The organism is Flavobacterium plurextorum (genome assembly GCF_002217395.1).
Lineage (GTDB): Bacteria > Bacteroidota > Bacteroidia > Flavobacteriales > Flavobacteriaceae > Flavobacterium > Flavobacterium plurextorum.
This window is the reverse complement of the sequence record NZ_MUHD01000058.1, coordinates 1-18789: the sequence shown is the minus strand read 5'-3', so window position 1 is coordinate 18789 and position 18789 is coordinate 1. Positions and strand designations below refer to the sequence as shown.

Annotated in this window: 20 protein-coding genes; 19 read left to right on the top strand and 1 reads right to left on the bottom strand. The window is 32.1% G+C overall.

All coding sequences use genetic code 11. The features are described 5' to 3' along the window. The 17 genes from B0A81_RS21445 to B0A81_RS21365 all read left to right on the top strand — a co-directional run. A partial coding sequence (locus tag B0A81_RS21445; protein ID WP_089059910.1) for a helix-turn-helix domain-containing protein occupies positions 1 to 396 on the top strand: 396 nt, incomplete at its 5' end. 93 nt (positions 397 to 489) lie between these two features. Then, a complete protein-coding gene (locus B0A81_RS21440; protein WP_089059909.1) occupies positions 490 to 1131 on the top strand; it encodes a hypothetical protein in 642 nt (213 codons plus the stop codon). 203 nt (positions 1132 to 1334) lie between these two features. Further along, entirely contained in the window at positions 1335 to 2156 is an 822-nt protein-coding gene (locus B0A81_RS21435) for a hypothetical protein (RefSeq protein ID WP_089059908.1), read from the top strand. Positions 2157 to 2167: 11 nt separating this feature from the next. After that, positions 2168 to 2617, top strand: coding sequence for a hypothetical protein (locus B0A81_RS21430; protein WP_089059907.1), 450 nt, complete (start codon positions 2168 to 2170; stop codon positions 2615 to 2617). Between the two features lie 58 nt (positions 2618 to 2675). Then, positions 2676 to 3041, top strand: a complete 366-nt coding sequence (locus tag B0A81_RS21425; protein WP_089059906.1) for a hypothetical protein — start codon at positions 2676 to 2678, stop codon at positions 3039 to 3041. Positions 3042 to 3122: 81 nt separating this feature from the next. Beyond that, positions 3123 to 3608, top strand: coding sequence for a hypothetical protein (locus tag B0A81_RS21420; protein WP_123922222.1), 486 nt, complete (start codon positions 3123 to 3125; stop codon positions 3606 to 3608). A gap of 194 nt (positions 3609 to 3802) precedes the next feature. Beyond that, positions 3803 to 4270, top strand: coding sequence for a DUF1572 domain-containing protein (locus B0A81_RS21415; RefSeq protein WP_089059904.1), 468 nt, complete (start codon positions 3803 to 3805; stop codon positions 4268 to 4270). A gap of 184 nt (positions 4271 to 4454) precedes the next feature. Further along, positions 4455 to 5639 (top strand): hypothetical protein, encoded by a 1185-nt coding sequence (locus B0A81_RS21410; RefSeq protein ID WP_089059903.1) that lies wholly within the window; start codon positions 4455 to 4457, stop codon positions 5637 to 5639. Between the two features lie 51 nt (positions 5640 to 5690). Beyond that, positions 5691 to 6089, top strand: coding sequence for a YybH family protein (locus B0A81_RS21405; RefSeq protein ID WP_089059902.1), 399 nt, complete (start codon positions 5691 to 5693; stop codon positions 6087 to 6089). A gap of 65 nt (positions 6090 to 6154) precedes the next feature. Further along, positions 6155 to 6709, top strand: a complete 555-nt coding sequence (locus B0A81_RS21400; RefSeq protein ID WP_089059901.1) for a hypothetical protein — start codon at positions 6155 to 6157, stop codon at positions 6707 to 6709. A gap of 219 nt (positions 6710 to 6928) precedes the next feature. Then, positions 6929 to 7255, top strand: coding sequence for an ArsR/SmtB family transcription factor (locus B0A81_RS21395; protein ID WP_089054615.1), 327 nt, complete (start codon positions 6929 to 6931; stop codon positions 7253 to 7255). Further along, complete coding sequence (locus tag B0A81_RS21390; RefSeq protein ID WP_089059900.1) at positions 7245 to 7745, top strand: SRPBCC family protein; 501 nt, start codon at positions 7245 to 7247, stop codon at positions 7743 to 7745. Before B0A81_RS21395 ends, B0A81_RS21390 begins: the two co-directional genes overlap by 11 nt. Positions 7746 to 7790: 45 nt before the next feature. Continuing rightward, positions 7791 to 8288: an SRPBCC family protein gene (locus tag B0A81_RS21385; protein ID WP_089059899.1), complete on the top strand. Its 498-nt coding sequence runs from the start codon at positions 7791 to 7793 to the stop codon at positions 8286 to 8288. 83 nt (positions 8289 to 8371) lie between these two features. Further along, a complete protein-coding gene (locus tag B0A81_RS21380; RefSeq protein ID WP_089059898.1) occupies positions 8372 to 9238 on the top strand; it encodes an alpha/beta hydrolase in 867 nt (288 codons plus the stop codon). A 6-nt stretch (positions 9239 to 9244) separates the two neighbouring features. Continuing rightward, complete coding sequence (locus tag B0A81_RS21375) at positions 9245 to 9931, top strand: GNAT family N-acetyltransferase (protein WP_089059897.1); 687 nt, start codon at positions 9245 to 9247, stop codon at positions 9929 to 9931. 35 nt (positions 9932 to 9966) lie between these two features. Then, entirely contained in the window at positions 9967 to 10335 is a 369-nt protein-coding gene (locus B0A81_RS21370) for a nuclear transport factor 2 family protein (protein WP_089059896.1), read from the top strand. Positions 10336 to 10487: 152 nt separating this feature from the next. Further along, complete coding sequence (locus B0A81_RS21365) at positions 10488 to 12077, top strand: ABC-F family ATP-binding cassette domain-containing protein (protein ID WP_089059895.1); 1590 nt, start codon at positions 10488 to 10490, stop codon at positions 12075 to 12077. A gap of 157 nt (positions 12078 to 12234) precedes the next feature. Here B0A81_RS21365 and B0A81_RS21360 read toward each other — a convergent pair whose 3' ends face one another. After that, positions 12235 to 13770, bottom strand: a complete 1536-nt coding sequence (locus tag B0A81_RS21360; protein WP_089059894.1) for a YifB family Mg chelatase-like AAA ATPase — start codon at positions 13768 to 13770, stop codon at positions 12235 to 12237. A 377-nt stretch (positions 13771 to 14147) separates the two neighbouring features. Here B0A81_RS21360 and B0A81_RS21355 point away from each other — a divergent pair, with 377 nt between their 5' ends. Together B0A81_RS21355 and B0A81_RS21350 are read left to right on the top strand one after the other, a co-directional pair. Next, on the top strand, positions 14148 to 17147 hold the full coding sequence (locus B0A81_RS21355; protein ID WP_089059893.1) for an amidohydrolase family protein: 3000 nt from the start codon (positions 14148 to 14150) through the stop codon (positions 17145 to 17147). Positions 17148 to 17184: 37 nt separating this feature from the next. Further along, complete coding sequence (locus B0A81_RS21350; RefSeq protein WP_089059892.1) at positions 17185 to 18492, top strand: amidohydrolase family protein; 1308 nt, start codon at positions 17185 to 17187, stop codon at positions 18490 to 18492. Positions 18493 to 18789 lie beyond the last annotated feature (297 nt).

Here is an 18789-nt window from a genome sequence, read left to right as displayed (position 1 = left end):
AGAAACATAAGCCGAATTAGAGAGCTTAGAGGTATGAAACAAGAGGCACTTGCTTTTGCAATTGGTGTTACTCAGCAAACTGTATCAAATATTGAAGGAAGTGAAACCATTGAAGAAGAAAAACTAGATGCAATTGCTGAAGTTTTAGGCGTTTCGGCAGAAGCAATAAAAAACTATAGTGACGAAGCTGTATTTAATATTATTGGAAATACATATCACAATAGTAGTAGTGATAATTCTACAATGATTGCTGCTTCTATGAACTTTCATCCAACATTCAATCCAATAGATAAATTGATTGAATCTTATGAAGAAAATAAAAAACTTTACGAGCGTTTGGTTCAGTCTGAAAAAGACAAAAACGAATATTTAGAAAAATTACTGAAAGGAAAATAATTCCTCAACAATAAATTTTATGAAAGCACAAATATCTTTTTATTTTGTGCTTTTTTTGTGCACAACCAAAATTCCAATCCAAACTTTAAACCTATGAAATTAAATCTACTCACATTATTTTTTGTCTTATCAGCAAGTTTTATTTATTCTCAAAAAACAATCAAAATAATTTTAGACCCAAAAATAAAAGCGTTGGCTCTTGAAAATATAAATACAACAAACAACGGATCACAATATGCGATAGATTCGATTTATGGAACGGTTTATAGAGGAAAAAATATGGTTGAAGACACTATATTTTATGATCATCTAAAAAATGATTTTACAAAAAAAGACTTTATGTGTAATCATTATTACAAAAATGACACACTTATTATTAAAGGTGGTTTTGGCAGTAGATTTCAGGTTTACGGTTTCGTTGCAAAAGTATTTCCAAATAAAACCGCAGAAATAAAATTGCGCAAATTTTGGGGTTATCCCTCTTATTTTACAAGTAGAGACCAGGTAGATGCAAAAAGCGAAATACTCGTTTACACAAGAACTTCAAAACTTGTTCTCAACAGATTGCCCAACAATAAATCTGATCGTAAACATATTTATGGCTGTGTCGATTTTTTAAGCGAAGATTTTTTTATTGAAATGAAAGACAAAAAAACTGGAGAACCTTACAAAGAAAAAAACACAATGGAATACAAGATTTATTTTGACAGCAGGTATCTCAAAGATGATGAATAACACAACCATTTTACTCCTGCAGTAAAATTAATAGAACGAAACAAATCAAACCATCAAATCCATGAAAATCACGATTTCCTTATCAATATTTTCCCTACTATAATGATATAGAAATCTACGATAGTATTGTGGAAACGGTAAAAAACAAAACCATTCAAAGTTTTAAAAGTAAAACAGCTTTTTAGCTCTAATAAACCAATTCAATGAAAAAAATTTTAGTTGTAGGATTACTTTTTTTTGCAATATCAAATGTTGTAGCGCAAAGTAAATTTGCTTTAGAAGAATCATTCTCAAATTACGACATTAAGTACGAAAAAAAAAGTAAAGATTGTGAATATAAAATCTACATAGACAGTATTGGCGCAACAAAATATACGCTGTTTTTAATTAAATTACCGAGCGGAAATAATTTTAAAAACACTCATTCGGTATTGGTTTACAATGAACTTGAAAAAAAGTCAACTTACTTTTTTCCAAAAGAAGAGAATAAAACTTCAAATTTAGATACGATATCTACGGTAGTCAAAGGATTAATTTCTCAAAACTTTAAGCCGCAAAAAGACATTACTTTATCAGATAAAAACTTGAATATTCAAGTAATAAATCAAGCTAATAACAAAATATCAGATTTAGTAAATAAAAATTATAAAAAATTCGCATTTTCACTGCATCCGTTTTCGCTAAAAGGACAAAACTATAATGAGGCTGGTCAGAAATTACAGGATGATTTTCTGCAAAGCAAAATAAACCTTGCCTATTTAAAAGGAAAGCCTATTGTTACATCTCAAATAATCAATCATAATCAGCAACTAGAATGTTTGATGAAATGGGAACTTGATGTAAAAGCTGACAATCAGAATCAAAAATTGATTTGGAACATTTTGGCAACATCTATAGACGAAGGGAAAAATTGGTTTTTTACAGAGTTTGGAAATAAAGAAGGTCTAGAAATTCTGGCAAATGATAAATTTATAAAATTGAACAAAATAATAATTTCTAAAATTACTCTCAATAGTTTTAAATAATCTCCAAATCAATGAAATTCACAATCCCCCTATCAACCTTGCTTCTACTATTTACAACCAATATATTCAGTCAAATCCTCACAGATTTAAAATTAAAACCAAAAGAATTTCCAAAAACCTATACTTTAAGCGACGGTAATATTTGTGTAACACCTCAGGCTTGTACTTTTTACAACGACATTGAAACCTACAGCAATATTGTTGGAACTATAAAAAGTAAAGCTATTCAGAGTTTTAAAAGTAAAACAGACCACGGTTCTATAATGTATTTTGAATTTGAACACGTTTTTAAAGGCGACCGTTTTCTGCAAGGATTATTATGGGGAAAAGATGGTCAGCCAACTAAAGAACATCCAGAAGAATATCTCGCAAAAGGAAAATTTCTAGTTATTTGGAGTTTGTATTCAGACAGTCCGCTAAAAGAAAAATCTGAAACCAAAATAGAAGCACTTTTACAATAAAATCCTAATCAAAGCTTCATTTTAAATGATTAATTTTACCCGATAAAAAACAACAAAAATGAAACTACAAATACGAATCCTGCTTTATTCAATTTTATTCTTTTTATACCTTACCTCGACTCATTTTTTTCTATCACTTGGCGAAATATTAAAAACCGATCCTTATATAACTATGGGTTGTGGTTTTGCTGTTTTAAATATCATTTATGCTTTTTTAGGATTAAAATGGAAACCGCTGTTAAACGTGATTTGTTCTATTGCAATTGCTTCCTTAGCATTGTTTTTAGCGGTGCAGTTTGCCAATTTACATTTACTTTCAAATTACGATCCTTACTTAGTTAAAACAGCCATATTTACAAATGCTCTTTTATCTATTATTTTTTGGGAAATTGTGTATCAGGTAAAGAATAGGAAATCTAAATAAATATATTTCTATTGACTCAAGCTTAACTAGACCAATAATTAAGCACTGCGAAGCTTTAGTCTAATGACCATTCCTTATAAAATGAACCGAACAGAAACTCGAATAACCGATAAAGACATCCAAACCATAAAAAGAAAAGTAAAAAAAACGAAAGTCTTCATATTTGTATTTCTTTCATTTATTGCACTTTGGTCTTGGGGATTAAGTGATTCAGACACTTTGTTTTCGATATTCAATACCTTCGTTTTTGTTATTATTCTCATAGCCCTCGTCGTGTTAGTACTTTCCTTAAAAAGATTAAAAGTAACAAGAAACGACCTCGCAGCACAAATTAAGATTGTAAACACTTTTAAGGTGATTGATAAATATTATACCTTAAAAAAAAGTAGTAATTATTTTATTGTATTTGATTCGAAAGATATCCCTAAATATCAGGTTACAAAAAAAACCTATTCCCTAATAAATATTGATGATTTTATTGAAATTGAATATTCAAAATTTGCTTTCTGGATACTCAAAATTGAACATAATGGAAATGATATCGAGAATAAACAAAATGCTCAATAACCAATAAAACAAGAGTTTTTTTGTACGTATTTTTTTTATATTCCCTTTTTAAATTTTATCTAAGCCAATATGAAAATTAAACTTTTACTCCATTGAGCAATACTTACTATTTCTTGCAAAACAACAAACATTTTCTATAGCACTAATGAGAATAATATGCCATAAAAGAATAACAACTTTTAAATTATTTAAATATGAAAAATGCATTAGAAATTGCCAATCGTTTTAGAGAAATTATCCTTAACGGAACTTGGGTTGCAAATACCAATTACAAAGATCAGCTCGAAAATCTAGATTGGAAAACTGCCGTTACTCCTATTCAGAACTTAAATACAATAGCAATTCTGGCACAGCATATACATTATTATATTGACGGAATTAATACTGTTTTTAAAGGTGGAACGCTAGACATAAAAGATAAATTCAGTTTTGACTTTCCCCTTATTTCTTCTACTGAAGACTGGGAATTTTTTCTAGAGAAATTTTGGAGTTCTTCTGAAGAATTTGCCTCTTTTGTCGAACAAATGTCTGATGAAAAATTAGACCAGTTTTTTGCTGATGAAAAGTACGGAACTTACAGAAGAAATATCGATGCTATGATTGAGCATAGTTATTACCATTTAGGACAGATTGTTTTGATTAAAAAACTGCTGACAAAATAAGATTTATGAAAAACTAAACGTTCTAATCCAGCCCCGATAAAGCCGATATCCTCGAAGAGATAAAGGCGAAAGCGGGACTAAAGGTTCTTTTGAAAACATAAATTTCTGCTCCTTAAAATAAATTAAAAAAAGGCATGGTTGTTGAAAATTAAATGAAATATATTTACACTTTCAAAAAAATACTATGCAAAAAACTACTTTACTATTTTCTATATTCTTTCTGATTCTCTCATCGTGCGGCGTAAAAACAACTCAGGCTTTAATAAGCGATGGTAATTATGACGGTGCTATTGATCGTGCAGTTGAAGCTTTGAGAACTAAAAAAGATTCAAAAGGAAAACAGGATTATGTGTATTTACTGGAAGAAGCATTTGCAAAAGCAAAAGAAAGAGATCTTCGTGATCTTGATTTAATGATTAAAGAAGCTACTCCTACAAATGCTGAACGTGTTTACAACACCTATTTACAATTGAATAACCGCCAGGAAAAAATAAGACCATTATTGCCTCTGCCACTATTAAAACAGGGAAAAAATGCTTCTTTTAACTTTGATAACTATTCAAACCAAATTATAAGCAGTAAAATTGCCCTCACCAGATATTTATACGAAAATGCTTTGACTCTTTTAAAATCAAGCAATAAACTTGATTTTAGAAAAGCCTATGACGATTTAACGTATTTAGAAAAGATTAGTCCAAACTATAAGAATTCTAAAAAACTAATAGACGATGCACAGTTTAAAGGAACTGATTTTGTAGATGTTTATGCTAAAAATCAAACCAATATGGTGATTCCAAAAATGCTTCAAGACGATTTATTGGATTTTAAAACGTACGGATTAAATGATAAATGGACGGTTTACCACAGCGCCCGACAAAAAAATGTTACTTACGATTACAGCTTAATAATCAATTTTAGACAAATAAATATTTCTCCAGAACAAATGAAGGAGAAAGAATTTATCAAAGAAAGACAGATTAAAGATGGCATGAAAACACTTTTAGACAGCCGAGGAAGACCTGTTAAAGACAGTCTGGGCAAGGAAATAAAAGTGGATAATTACAGAATGCTTCGTGCAAATGTTTATGAATTTAGACAGTTTAAGTCTTGTCAAGTTACTGCAGTTGTAGATTATGTTGATGTAAGAACAAATCAATTACTTCAGTCATTTCCTGTCACCAGCGAATATTTCTTTGAGAATATTTATTCGACTTACAAAGGTGACAGAAATGCCTGCGACGATAACTACATTAGTTATTTTACAAAACGCGCGGTTCCTTTTCCTAACAACGAACAAATGGTTTATGATACCGGCGAAGATTTGAAAGCAAAAATTAAAGATATTATTGTTCGAAATAAATTCAGATAATAATACTTTTTAAGAAACTATATCATCTAATACTTTAAAAAAAATATCATCATGATCGAAAAATTTGATAGAACAACTCCTATTGGTGCCGTAAACTATTTTCGCCATTGCATTGCTGTTGGCGATTTGCAGGGAACACTAAGCTGTTTTGCCAATGATGCTGTTTACATTGATCGAGATGGACAAGAAATAAAAGGCTTAGATAATATCGAAAAAGCCATGCAGCATTTGTGCACTTGGAAACCCAAAATAAAAGGCAGTAATCATAAAGCAACAATTGTAGGCAATCACGCTATTTGGATTGATAAATGGTCGATGAAGGCAACTTTGCCTGACGGAAATCCGATTGAAATGGATGGCGCTACAAGCTGCATGATGATTAAAAATGAAAATGGCATTTGGTTATGGCTTATTGACAATCCTTTTGCTGCTGCCATTTTTATGAGCTGATAATACCACGATTTTATATATTTCAAAACGAATATCCACCAAACATTTAATAGTAAAACTCAAGCATGAAAATTAGAATCTTAGTTATTATGACACTCCTTTTTATCTCCTGTAAAAAAGAAGAAAAACAAGAAGTAAATAATGTTACGGCTGAAAAAAAGAGTGAAACTAAAAATACAGAAAAAACAGTAAATAAAACTAGCGCAGATACAATCGTATTATCGACAAAACATAAGACAAATAAAATTTTATGTGATCTTGATGGAGATGGACTAAATGAAACTGTTGAAATTGTAAGGAGTACAAAAAATAGAAAAAGCGGTTTGAGAATTATTTTTGGAAACGGAAATAAAACTGATTATTTTGGTATGGGAAATGATGTTTTAGACCAAGGTTTTGATGAGATCGACTGGACTGGAATATTTGAAAAAGCACCTAAAAATGAATTATACTGGGACAATGTAGGCGAAAATGGCGATATACTTGCAGATGAAGAAATAAAAGAAGAAGACAAAATAAAACTGCTAAATGACGGAATATTTATTCACGCCGAAGAAAGCTGCGGCGGTGGAATAATTTATTTGGAAAACGGAAAATACAAATGGATTCAGCAAGAATAATTTTATAGATTTAAAAAAATATCACATTTAAATTTAAACAGAGGTTCACTTAATACAGTGAGCCTCTGCTTGTTTTACAGCATAACTTTTCATCACATTCTTCTCTTCCTTTCATTGCATTTTGCAGTTATTATATAAAAAAAATCAAAATTTATATTGCGCAACCAAAAAGTTGCGTATATTTGCAACTGATTAGTTGCTTATTTAAATAATTAAAAGATGAAACGAGATATTTTTCAAGCCATTGCTGACCCAACCCGAAGAGCAATTCTGGTTTTAATTGCTTCTAATGCATTAACGCCTAATGCAATTGCGGAACAATTTAATACGACAAGACAGGCTGTTTCTAAACACATTAAAATTCTTAATGAATGTGAATTGTTGAATGAAACTAAGATGGGAAGAGAAATCTATTATCAACTCAAAATTGACAAAATGAAAGAAATTGATCAATGGCTGGAGCAATTTAAACAAATATGGGAAAGCCGTTTCAGTCAATTAGATCAAGTATTAATGAACTTAAAATCTAAAGAAAATGGAATCTAATTTAGCAATGAGTTTTACTGTAGATAAAGAAAATAAAACGGTAAACATAAAACGTGAATTTAATGCTCCTTTATCAAATGTTTGGTCGGCATGGACTGAATCCGAAATTCTAGATCAATGGTGGGCGCCGGCTCCCTTTAAATCGAAAACAAAAAGTATGGATTTTAAAGAAGGCGGACGAAGACTGTATGCTATGGTTGGTCTGGAAGGCGAAGAACGCTGGAGTTCTTTTGATTACACGTCTATTTCTCCAAAAACAAACTTTAAATATTCTTATACTTTTTGTGATGCTGATGGAAATCCAAATTCAGCTTTTGGAAGCTCATATTGGGATTTGACGTTTTCTGAAAATGGCAATCTAACGGTTGTTGATATTGCAATTAAACGAGATAGTTTGGAAGAATTGGAAAAAATAATCGAAATGGGTTTCAAAGAAGGAATTACAGCCACTATGCAAAGTTTAGACAAAATCTTTGAAGCACAAAAATAAAAACAAAGTCAATAAAAATAGTAATAAATCTAAAATTAAAAGAAAATGAAATCTAATCTATTAATGAATTTTACTGTAGACAAAGAAAATAGTACGGTAAATGTAAAACGTGAATTTAATGCTTCTTTAGCAAATGTGTGGTCGGCATGGACAGAACCTGAAATCCTAGATCAATGGTGGGCGCCAGCTCCTTGGAAAGCCAGAACAAAAAGTATGGAATTTAAAGAAGGCGGCCGCAGACTTTATGCTATGGTAGGACCTGAAGGTGAAGAACATTGGGCTATAGCCGATTTTACATCAATAACGCCTAAAACTAATTTTAAATATTTAGATGCTTTTAGCGATAACGAAGGAAACTTAAACTCAGATTTTCCACGTTCTGACTGGAATGTTAACTTTTCTGAGCAAGGAAATTCAACAATCGTTGATATTGCAATTAAACATGACAAATTATCTGATTTAGAAAAGATTATCGAAATGGGCTTTAAAGAAGGTTTCACAATTGCTCTTGAAGGTTTAGACGAAATTTTTGCCAAAAAATAAAAAAAGTCATTAAAGTAGTATAAAGATCAAAGCTTCAAAAAATAAAATTGTAACTTTCGTCTTTATACTATTTCCATTAAACAATGAACAATTTTTCTACTTCAATCCTGTTATTCCTTTTCTCAATATCTATTTTCAGCCAGAATAATAAATCAAAAACTTCAGATTCTAGTAAACCATTTGTACTTGGTGTTATTGATGAAATACAATCGAAAGAATTAGGCGAAAATCGAATTTTAAACATTTATCTTCCTGAAGGCTACACTGCAAAAGACACTACAAAATATCCCGTAATTTATTTATTGGATGGTTCTGCAAATGAAGATTTTATTCATATCTCTGGTTTGGTGCAGTTTAATAGTTTTGAATGGATTAATCAAGTTCCCAAATCAATTGTAGTAGGTATTGCAACCGTAGATCGACGAAGAGATTTTACTTTTCCTACAACGGTTCAAAATGATAAAAACCGATTTCCAACAACGGGACATTCCGATAAATTTATCGCCTTTATCGAAAAAGAATTACAGCCTTTTATTGATAAAAAATACAAAACCAACAATTCAAAAACCATTATCGGACAATCTCTAGGAGGATTACTAGAAACAGAAATCTTATTCAAAAAACCATTACTATTCAATAAATATGTAATAGTAAGTCCGAGCTTATGGTGGAATAATGGTTCTATTTTAAATCAGAATCCAGAAATTCTTCAAGAAAATTTCAAACAGAAAACAGAAATTTATATCGCAGTTGGCAAAGAAGGACTTACGCCTACAGAAATTCCACGTGTTATGGAAGTTGACGCTAATGTATTGGCTGAAAAAATAAAAGCATCTCAAAGCAAAAACATAAAAGTCTATTTTGATTATTTCCCAGAGGAGAATCACGGTACAATTTTACATCCTGCCGTTTCAAATTCTTTTAAATTCTTTTATCCTCAAACCAAATAATAAAAAATGAAAATTACTGACGAAAGTAAATTAGACAATCCTGTTTGGAATTCATTAACCGAAAGTCATCAAAAATTTGCTTTAGATTATAACGGAACCAAGTTTTACAATCCTGATTATTGTCCGTTTGGCGGATTTTCAGAACTTCAGAGTACTTCAAAATCAACCGAAAAATACGCTGCATTATCAGAAAACTTCTTTATAGTTGGTGAAGAACCTAAAATCACTGACACTTTAAAAATCGCAAAAGAACTAGTTTGTCTTCAAATGATTGTTCGTGAAAAAGTTCAAACAGCTTTCGATAATGAAATCATCAAACTCACAGAAGAACATAAAGAAGAATTATTTGAATTGGTAAATTTGGTTCAACCCGGATATTTTAAAATCAATACATTTTTGTTAGGCAGTTATTACGGAATTTTCTGCAATGGAAAATTAGTATCAATTGCCGGCGAAAGAATGAAAATGAACAACTTTACCGAAGTCAGCGCGATTGTAACACATCCAGATCATACTGGAAAAGGTTACGCCAAACAATTAACTTCGCACGTTGTAAACAACATTTTTGATGAAGACAAAATTCCATTTTTACACGTTGTTGAAAGTAATCTTGGAGCGATAAAACTCTACGAAAAATTAGGCTTTGTTACACGAAGAAAAATGAGTTTCTGGAATATTTCTAAAAAGTTGTAAATTTAGACTTCTATTCATTTATCACTTTACGAATTATGACACCAAATAAACAAACCGTAAACGAATATATGGCCGCTTTTATGGTAAGCGACCATCAAAGAATTCTTGCCTGTCTTACTGATGATGTGGTTTGGGAAATGCCTGGAATATATCAGCATGTTGGTAAAAAAGCTTTTGACAAAGAAATTGAAAATGACAATTTTATAGGGAGTCCAACAATTCAGATTATAAAATTAATCGAAGAAAGCAACATCGTGATTGCCGAAGGTGCCGTTCAAGGAAACATGAAAAATGGTAACAAACTAGATGCTGTTTTTTGTGATGTTTTTGAAATGGAAAATGGAAAAATTAAAAAACTTACCTCCTATTTAATGTCTAAAAATGCCAATTTAAAATTTGAATAATCTGGAATTCAAATCTTAAAAAATATTTTTTATATCTTTGCCACACTTAATAAACCGCACAAACTCTATGTGATTAAAAATTTCTTTCGGACAATTTTAAGGTAAGCCGTAAAAAGGCTTGCTCATTTGTTTATTCCTTAAAGAAAGAAATTATGGTTATTTTACAAAATATCTCATATCTGCATTCAAACAAAGATTTGCTGTTTGATAAAATCACTTTTACAGTTAATCCTCGCGAAAAGATTGCTTTAATAGGCAGTAACGGCGTTGGAAAATCGACATTATTAAAAATTATTGCAGGTGAATTACAGCCTGCTGACGGAATATTAAAAACCGATTCTAAGCCTTATTATCTGCCACAAATATTCGGACAGTTTAATCATCTTACTATTGCTCAGGCTTTGCAGGTTGAAGATAAATTGAGTGCGCTTCAGGAAATTCTAAACGGAAATGTTTCCGAAGAAAACCTGAACACTTTAAACGACGACTGGACAATTGAAGATCGCTGTACTGAAGCATTGCAATATTGGCAATTGCAGGATTTAAATTGGAATCAGAAATTAGAAACGCTGAGCGGCGGTCAAAAAACAAAAGTGTTTCTAGCCGGAATTTCAATTCATCAGCCTGAACTTGTGTTACTTGATGAACCAAGTAATCATCTGGATGTTTCAGGAAGAGAATTGTTATACACTTTTCTCAAAAACACTTCTTCAACTTTGATTGTTGTGAGTCACGATCGAAAACTGCTTAATTTATTGAATTCGGTTTACGAATTATCAAAATACGGAATTACGATTTATGGTGGTAACTACGATTTTTATACGGAACAAAAACGTATTGAAAACAATGCTTTAAATCAAGATATTCATAATAAGGAAAAAGCTTTACGTAAAGCAAAAGAGAAAGAACGTGAAACTCTCGAGCGTCAAAACAAACTAGATTCCCGCGGTGAAAAGAAGCAAAAGAAAGCTGGAGTTTCTCGAATTATGATGAATACTTTACGCAACAACGCCGAAAACAGTACCGCTAAAACAAAAGATGTTCATGCTGAAAAGATTGGTGGAATAACAAAAGAATTACAAGAATTGCGATCGTCTGTACCTGATATTGATCAAATGAAATTTGGCTTTGACAAAACAGACTTACATAAAGGAAAAACACTTTTTTCAGCAACTGCTATTAACCACCGTTACAAAGATCATTTGCTTTGGACGGAACTCCTTAGTTTCGAAATTCTAAGTGGTCAGCGTGTGGCGCTGAAAGGTTTAAATGGTTCAGGAAAAACAACTTTGATTAAAATAATAATGGGTGAATTGTATCCCAAAACAGGAACAATTTACAAAGCCGATTCGAAAATTATCTATATAGATCAGGATTATTCGCTTATTGAAAATGGAATTTCGGTTTACGAACAGGCTCAAAAATTTAATGTTTCGGGGTTACAGGAACATGATATAAAAATGAAACTGAACAAGTTTTTATTTTTACAAAATGATTGGAATAAATCCAGCTCGGCTTTAAGCGGAGGAGAAAAAATGCGGTTGATGCTTTGCTGTTTAACGATTAATAATCAAGCTCCGGATATTATTATTTTGGATGAACCTACAAACAATCTCGACATTCAAAATATCGAAATTTTGACAGCAGCAATAAATGAATACAAAGGAACATTAATTGTGGTTTCGCACGATGCTGTTTTTTTGGAGGAAATACATATTGAGGATTTTATTGAATTATACTAAAGTTTGTCATTTCGAGAAACGAGAAATCACAAACGCTGAGCACGCGCTGTTGTCGATTTTCTAATGCGATTTCTCGTTCCTCAGAATTGACAAGATTATAGAACCTTTGCCAAAATTTTCATCCAAACTATTACAATCTAAAACGTGAAATCTAAAATCATCCCAGCCATCCTTCTCTATCCAAACTTCGATATTGAATTGCCTCGGCGATATGCTGCGAAATTATATTTTCTGAATTATCTAAATCGGAAATTGTGCGGGCTACTTTCAAAATTCTATCGTAAGCTCTTGCAGAAAGATTTAATCGTTCCATAGCTGTTTTTAAAAGCACTTTAGATTGTTCGTCTAAAGCACAAAACTCCCGAATGAGCTTACTGCTCATTTGTGCATTGTAATGAATATTTTCTACGTTTTCAAAACGTTTGGTCTGAATTTCACGTGCTGCTGTAACACGCTTGCGAATTTCAACACTGCTTTCTGCTTTTCGATCGTCAGCTAATTTATCAAATGGAACTGGTGTAACTTCAATGTGAATATCGATTCGATCTAAAAGCGGACCAGAAATTTTACTCATATAACGCTGCATTTCGTGCGGCGATGAAGTATTCGGCATGCTTGGATCATTAAAAAAACCACTCGGACTTGGATTCATACTCGCCACAAGCATAAATGACGATGGGTACGTTACTGTGAATTTTGCTCTTGAAATTGTTACTTCACGATCTTCTAAAGGCTGACGCATTACTTCTAAAACATCGCGTTTAAACTCTGGTAATTCATCTAAAAACAAGACTCCGTTATGTGCCATCGAAATTTCTCCCGGCTGCGGATAACTTCCTCCGCCAACCAGCGCCACATTTGAAATAGTGTGATGCGGACTTCTAAAAGGCCGTTGATTCATCAGACCTACTTCTTTCAGCTTTCCCGCAACGCTGTGAATTTTAGTTGTTTCAAGAGCTTCACGCAGCGTCATTGGTGGTAAAATACTCGGAACACGTTTTGCAAGCATCGTTTTTCCTGCACCCGGAGGTCCAATTAAAATAATATTATGTCCGCCTGCTGCAGCTATTTCCATGCAGCGTTTTATACTTTCCTGCCCACGGACATCAGAGAAATCAAATTCAGGAAAATCTAGTGTTTTGTGAAATTCGGCGCGAGTATCTATCACGGTTGGTTCGAGAGCTCCTTTTCCTGCGAAAAAATCAATTATTTCTTGTAGATTAGAAACACCGTAAACATTTAAACCGGTAACAATTGCCGCTTCTTTTACGTTCTGAATCGGCAGAAAAAAGCCTTTATATCCTTCCTCTTTTGCTTTTATAGCAATAGGCAAAGCACCTCGAATAGGCTGCAAACTTCCATCAAGAGAAAGTTCACCCATAATAATATATCGTTCAATTTCTGGTGCTTTTATTTGATCTGAACCAACCAAAATTCCCATTGCAAGCGGTAAATCATACGCGGAACCTTCTTTACGAAGATCGGCGGGAGCCATGTTTATTGTTATTCTTTTTCCGGGCAGACTTAATCCGTTGTTTTTAAGTGCGGCAGCAATTCTAAAACTGCTTTCTTTAATTGCATTATCAGGAAGACCAACTAAATGATAACCAATACCCTTGTCCATGTGCACTTCGATGGTAATGGTTGTAGCTTCAACTCCAAAAACAGCACTTCCATAAACTTTTACTAGCATAATATCTTTAATGAAAAGTAAAAGTATTTAATTTAAATGGAAATTCTTTATTATTTGTAAATATTTTACTACATTAAATTTAAGACTTCAATTTTACCTAAACCCGTTACTAATTTCAGGAAAGAGAACACTATTTTTCACTTCAAAAAAACTTCTTTTTTTACACTAGAACTTATTCATTTTATACAACTCAAAATAAAAAAGGCTGCATTATCAAAAAAAGCAATTAGAAACCACAAGATTCCATAAATCACCATACAAAACCTATCAATTCTTCCTTTTCATAGCTTTACTTCAATAAAAAAACACTTTTTAAATTTTACGCTTGCTTAAATACTAATAATTGTTATTTTTATGAAAAATTAGCCCAATTATCCATGAAAAAAGCTTTACTACTACTCTTTTTGAGCATCTTTTTAACAAAAACACATGCGCAAGATTATTTTCCCGTTAATGAAAGTGTTCATAACAAAATTAAAAATTACACTGTATTTACCAATGCAACGATTTATGTAACTCCAACGCAAAAAATTGAAAAAGCCAGCCTGCTCATCCAAGATGGGAAAGTTGTTGCCGTTGGAAATACGATTTCCATTCCTAAAAACAGTATTACAATTGATCTTACAGGAAAAACAATTTATCCTTCCTTTATTGATATTTATACCTCTTTTGGAGTTGAAAAACCTAAACCCAACTTAGCCAGAGGACGTGATCGTAACCCATTATATGATACAAAAAAGACTGGTTATTACTGGAACGAAAGTATACTTCCGGAAGTAAATACCTATGAAACGTTTAAATACGACCAGCCTAAAGCCGAAGAATTATTAAAAGCTGGTTTTGGTGTTGTTGGAACTCATATTCCTGATGGAGTTGCTCAAGGAACTGGCGCTTTGGTTGCTTTAAACAATACTGATAACAGCAAACAAATTATTGCCAACAAACTGACCAACCATTTTGCCTTTACGAGAAGTGCACTAACCAACCAAGCGTATCCAAGCTCACTTATGGGAATGATGGCATTGTTGCGTCAGATGTATTTAGATCTAGATTGGTACAAAAAAGGAAATTCTGAAACCAAAGATTTGTCTTTAGAAGCATTAGCGAACAATGAAAAACTAGTCCAGATTTTTGCTTCAGAAGATAAACTAAACAGTTTAAGAGCAGCAAAAATTGCCAAAGAATTTGGTTTAAACTATGTTTTAAAAGGAAGTGGTAATGAATTTGAAAGAATAGAAGAAATCAAAAATACAAATGCCAAATTCATTATTCCGATAAGTTTTCCAGAGGCTTATGATGTTACAAATCCTTATTTATCCAATCAAATTGAATTGGCTGATATGCGTTTTTGGAATCAAGCACCAACGAACTTAAAAGTACTTTCGGACAATGGAATTGTTTTTGCCTTGACTACAGATAAACTAAAAAAAGTTGAAGATTTTAAACCTAATCTTTTAAAAGCAATTAAATATGGTTTTGATAAAACAAAAGCATTAGAAGCACTTACTACAATTCCTGCTGCAATTTTAGGAAAAAGCAATGAAGTTGGAAGCTTAAAAACAGGAAGTTATGCCAATTTCATTATTACTTCGGGAGAAGTTTTTGACGAAAAAACAGTCTTATTTGAAAACTGGGTTCAAGGAAATAAATTTATAGTAACGGACATTAACGCAAAAGATATTCGCGGTAATTATGATTTAACTATTGGAAAAGACATTTATAAATGGAAAATTAACGGAACTGCGGATACTCCAAAATCTGAAATAACAACCGTTGACGCTAAAAAGCTAAAAACAACTTTTGCCTTTTCTAAAAACTGGATTTCTCTAGTTATTAAACCTGCAGATTCTACTAAATCAACTTTTACTCGTTTAACAGGACTTATTGAAAAACCTGAAAGTTTATCTGGAAAAGCGGTTTTATCTAATGGAGATGAATTGGTTTGGAATGCAGTAAAAACAAGTCCGTTTGTTGCTGTAAAAGATTCTGCTAAAGTAGAAAAGCCTAATACTATCATCCCTGTAACGTATCCTAATATTGCTTTTGGAGATTCTAAAAAACAAACTGCACAAACTTTATTGTTTAAAAATGCTACTGTTTGGACGAATGAAAAAGACGGAATTCTAACGGAAACTGATGTTCTTATAAAAAACGGAAAAATCGCCGCTGTCGGCAAAAATATCTCTGATGCTTCTGCAACTATTATTGATGCAAAAGGCAAACATATTACAAGTGGTATTATCGACGAGCACTCACATATTGCAATTTCAAAAGGTGTAAATGAGAGCGGACATAATTCGACTGCCGAAGTTACTATTCAAGATGTTGTAAACTCTGAAGACATTAATATTTATAGAGATCTTGCAGGAGGTGTAACTATTTCACAATTATTACACGGATCAGCAAACCCAATTGGAGGTCGTTCTGCAATTGTAAAATGGAAATGGGGTTCTTCTCCAGACGAAATGTTATATAAAAATCAGCCTAAGTTCATCAAATTTGCCTTGGGAGAAAATGTAAAACAAGCCAATTGGGGAATTGATAATCCTACTCGTTTTCCACAAACCAGAATGGGAGTTGAACAAGTTTTTACTGATTATTTTCAGCTTGCAAAAGAATACGATGAAAACTGGAAAAAATTCAATACCGGTTCTAAAAAAGGAAAAGCGCCAAGAGTTGATTTAGAATTACAAACGATCGCAGAAATATTAAATAAAGAACGTTTTATTACCTGTCACTCTTATGTAGAATCTGAAATTTTAATGTTAATGAATGTTACCGAAAAATTTAATTTCAAGGTAAATACATTTACCCATATTCTTGAAGGTTACAAAGTAGCAGATAAAATGAAGGAACACGGTGTTGGTGCTTCGACTTTCTCTGATTGGTGGGCTTATAAATTTGAAGTAAATGATGCCATTCCGTTTAACGGACCAATTATGCACAATGAAGGATTAGTAGTTGCTTACAACTCAGATGATGCCGAAATGTCGCGAAGATTGAATCAAGAAGCTGCAAAAGCAGTTAAATATGGTAATATTTCTGAAGAAGAAGCTTGGAAGTTTGTAACTCTAAATCCTGCTAAATTATTACACATCGATGATAAAGTAGGAAGTTTAAAAGTGGGTAAAGATGCAGATGTTGTATTATGGAGTGAAAATCCATTATCTATTTATGCTAAAGCAGAAAAAACAATCATTGAAGGAGTTGTTTATTTTGATCTTGAAAAAGATGCGCAAAAACAATTGGCAATTACGAAAGAAAGAAATGAATTAATTGGACAAATGCTGCAGGAAAAAAACAAAGGAAACAGTACACAGCAGCCAACTCGAAAAGAAAAAAAAGAATATCACTGTGACACTTTAGAACAGTTATAAAGCTTTTAAAAATTTCAAAATAATAAAAAAAGACAACATGATACATCAATATATTTATAAACTGCTGCCTGTATTTTTTGCTTCTGTTTCAATATACGCACAGCAAATTCCGGCACCAAAACAAACCAAATCGGTTTTGATTTTAAATGCCACTGCACATTTAGGCAACGGTACAGTGATTCAAAACAGTGCTATTGGGTTTAAAGACGGAAAAATAACATTAGTTGCAGATGCAACAACTATTAGATTAGCTGCCAACGCCTATGATACTACTATCGACGCCAGTGGAAAACACGTTTACCCAGGATTTATTGCTCCAAACACTACTTTAGGATTAGTTGAAATTGATGCTGTAAAATCATCAGACGATGAAGAAGAAATAGGAAGTTTTAATCCGAATGTGAGAAGTATTATTGCTTATAATTCTGAATCTAAAGTTGTTGAAACTGTTCGTCCAAATGGTATTTTAATTGCTCAAGTTACACCAAGAGGCGGTCGAATTTCAGGAACTTCTTCTGTTGTTCAATTAGATGCGTGGAGCTGGCAGGATGCTATTGTAAAAGAAAATGACGGAATTCATCTTAATTTTCCATCCAGTTTTAAAAAATCTGGATCATGGTTTGAGCCTGGATTAATTGAAGCAAATAAAGATTACCCGAAACAATCAGAAGAAATAAATGCATTTTTAATAAATGCTAAAGCCTACAATCAAGGTTCTAATAAAGAAAGAAATATTGTTCTTGAAGCCACAAAAGGGCTTTTTGATGGATCGCAAACCCTTTATATTCATGCTGATGAAGAAAAGCAAATTGTAGATGCCATTCAATTAGCAGTCAATAATCAAATTAAAAAGATTGTTATTGTTGGAGGATTTGAGGCTTACAAAGCAGCTGATGTATTGCAAAAATACAATGTGGGCGTTTTATTAAGACGTGTACATGATATGCCTACAAGCGATGATCAAGATGTAAACTTACCATATAAAATGGCCAAAATCTTAACAGATAAAGGTATCGTGGTTGGATTAGAAAACAGTGGTGATCATGAACGTATGAGCGTTAGAAATCTTCCGTTTTTAGCAGGAACTTGCGCCGCTTTTGGTTTAGATAAAGAAAAGGCTGTACAACTGATAACTTCAAATACGGCAAAATTATTAGGTATTGATACTAGCTGCGGAACATTGGAAACAGGTAAAGATGCCACTTTATTTATCTCTGAAGGTGATGCATTGGATATGAGAACAAATAAATTAACGAGTGCTTTTATTCAAGGAAGAACTATTATTTTAGAAACTTTCCAAACCAAATTAAACGATAAATTTAAGACAAAATTCAATCAGAAATAAACCTATACTTTCTACCCAAAAAGGCATCATTTGAAAAATTCATCTGATGCCTTTTTTATTTACAAATAAAACCTTTTTTCTTTATTTTTCAATTATTTACGCATCGTTACTCTTAAAAAGAAAACTATTCTCACGTTTTTTAGTTAACAAAACTCACAAAAAGCACAAATCATACTCCAACGATTAACAAATTGTAAATTTTAAGTATATTTTAAGAAATAGATCTAAAATTAAAGGGGTCAAAATGAAAATTTAATAAAAATTAAACACTTGACCCTATTTTTTTATGGGGTATTG

Bases quoted from the DNA above. Each gene is read 5' to 3' on its own strand.
- B0A81_RS21405 (WP_089059902.1), top strand. From the start codon at position 5,691: ATGATCGAAAAATTTGATAGAACAACTCCTATTGGTGCCGTAAACTAT.
- B0A81_RS21400 (WP_089059901.1), top strand. From the start codon at position 6,155: ATGAAAATTAGAATCTTAGTTATTATGACACTCCTTTTTATCTCCTGT.
- B0A81_RS21420 (WP_123922222.1), top strand. From the start codon at position 3,123: ATGAACCGAACAGAAACTCGAATAACCGATAAAGACATCCAAACCATA.
- B0A81_RS21415 (WP_089059904.1), top strand. From the start codon at position 3,803: ATGAAAAATGCATTAGAAATTGCCAATCGTTTTAGAGAAATTATCCTT.
- B0A81_RS21425 (WP_089059906.1), top strand. From the start codon at position 2,676: ATGAAACTACAAATACGAATCCTGCTTTATTCAATTTTATTCTTTTTA.
- B0A81_RS21395 (WP_089054615.1), top strand. From the start codon at position 6,929: ATGAAACGAGATATTTTTCAAGCCATTGCTGACCCAACCCGAAGAGCA.
- B0A81_RS21350 (WP_089059892.1), top strand. From the start codon at position 17,185: ATGATACATCAATATATTTATAAACTGCTGCCTGTATTTTTTGCTTCT.
- B0A81_RS21390 (WP_089059900.1), top strand. From the start codon at position 7,245: ATGGAATCTAATTTAGCAATGAGTTTTACTGTAGATAAAGAAAATAAA.
- B0A81_RS21355 (WP_089059893.1), top strand. From the start codon at position 14,148: ATGAAAAAAGCTTTACTACTACTCTTTTTGAGCATCTTTTTAACAAAA.
- B0A81_RS21410 (WP_089059903.1), top strand. From the start codon at position 4,455: ATGCAAAAAACTACTTTACTATTTTCTATATTCTTTCTGATTCTCTCA.
- B0A81_RS21375 (WP_089059897.1), top strand. From the start codon at position 9,245: ATGAAAATTACTGACGAAAGTAAATTAGACAATCCTGTTTGGAATTCA.
- B0A81_RS21380 (WP_089059898.1), top strand. From the start codon at position 8,372: ATGAACAATTTTTCTACTTCAATCCTGTTATTCCTTTTCTCAATATCT.
- B0A81_RS21435 (WP_089059908.1), top strand. From the start codon at position 1,335: ATGAAAAAAATTTTAGTTGTAGGATTACTTTTTTTTGCAATATCAAAT.
- B0A81_RS21365 (WP_089059895.1), top strand. From the start codon at position 10,488: ATGGTTATTTTACAAAATATCTCATATCTGCATTCAAACAAAGATTTG.
- B0A81_RS21370 (WP_089059896.1), top strand. From the start codon at position 9,967: ATGACACCAAATAAACAAACCGTAAACGAATATATGGCCGCTTTTATG.
- B0A81_RS21440 (WP_089059909.1), top strand. From the start codon at position 490: ATGAAATTAAATCTACTCACATTATTTTTTGTCTTATCAGCAAGTTTT.
- B0A81_RS21360 (WP_089059894.1), bottom strand. From the start codon at position 13,770: ATGCTAGTAAAAGTTTATGGAAGTGCTGTTTTTGGAGTTGAAGCTACA.
- B0A81_RS21385 (WP_089059899.1), top strand. From the start codon at position 7,791: ATGAAATCTAATCTATTAATGAATTTTACTGTAGACAAAGAAAATAGT.
- B0A81_RS21430 (WP_089059907.1), top strand. From the start codon at position 2,168: ATGAAATTCACAATCCCCCTATCAACCTTGCTTCTACTATTTACAACC.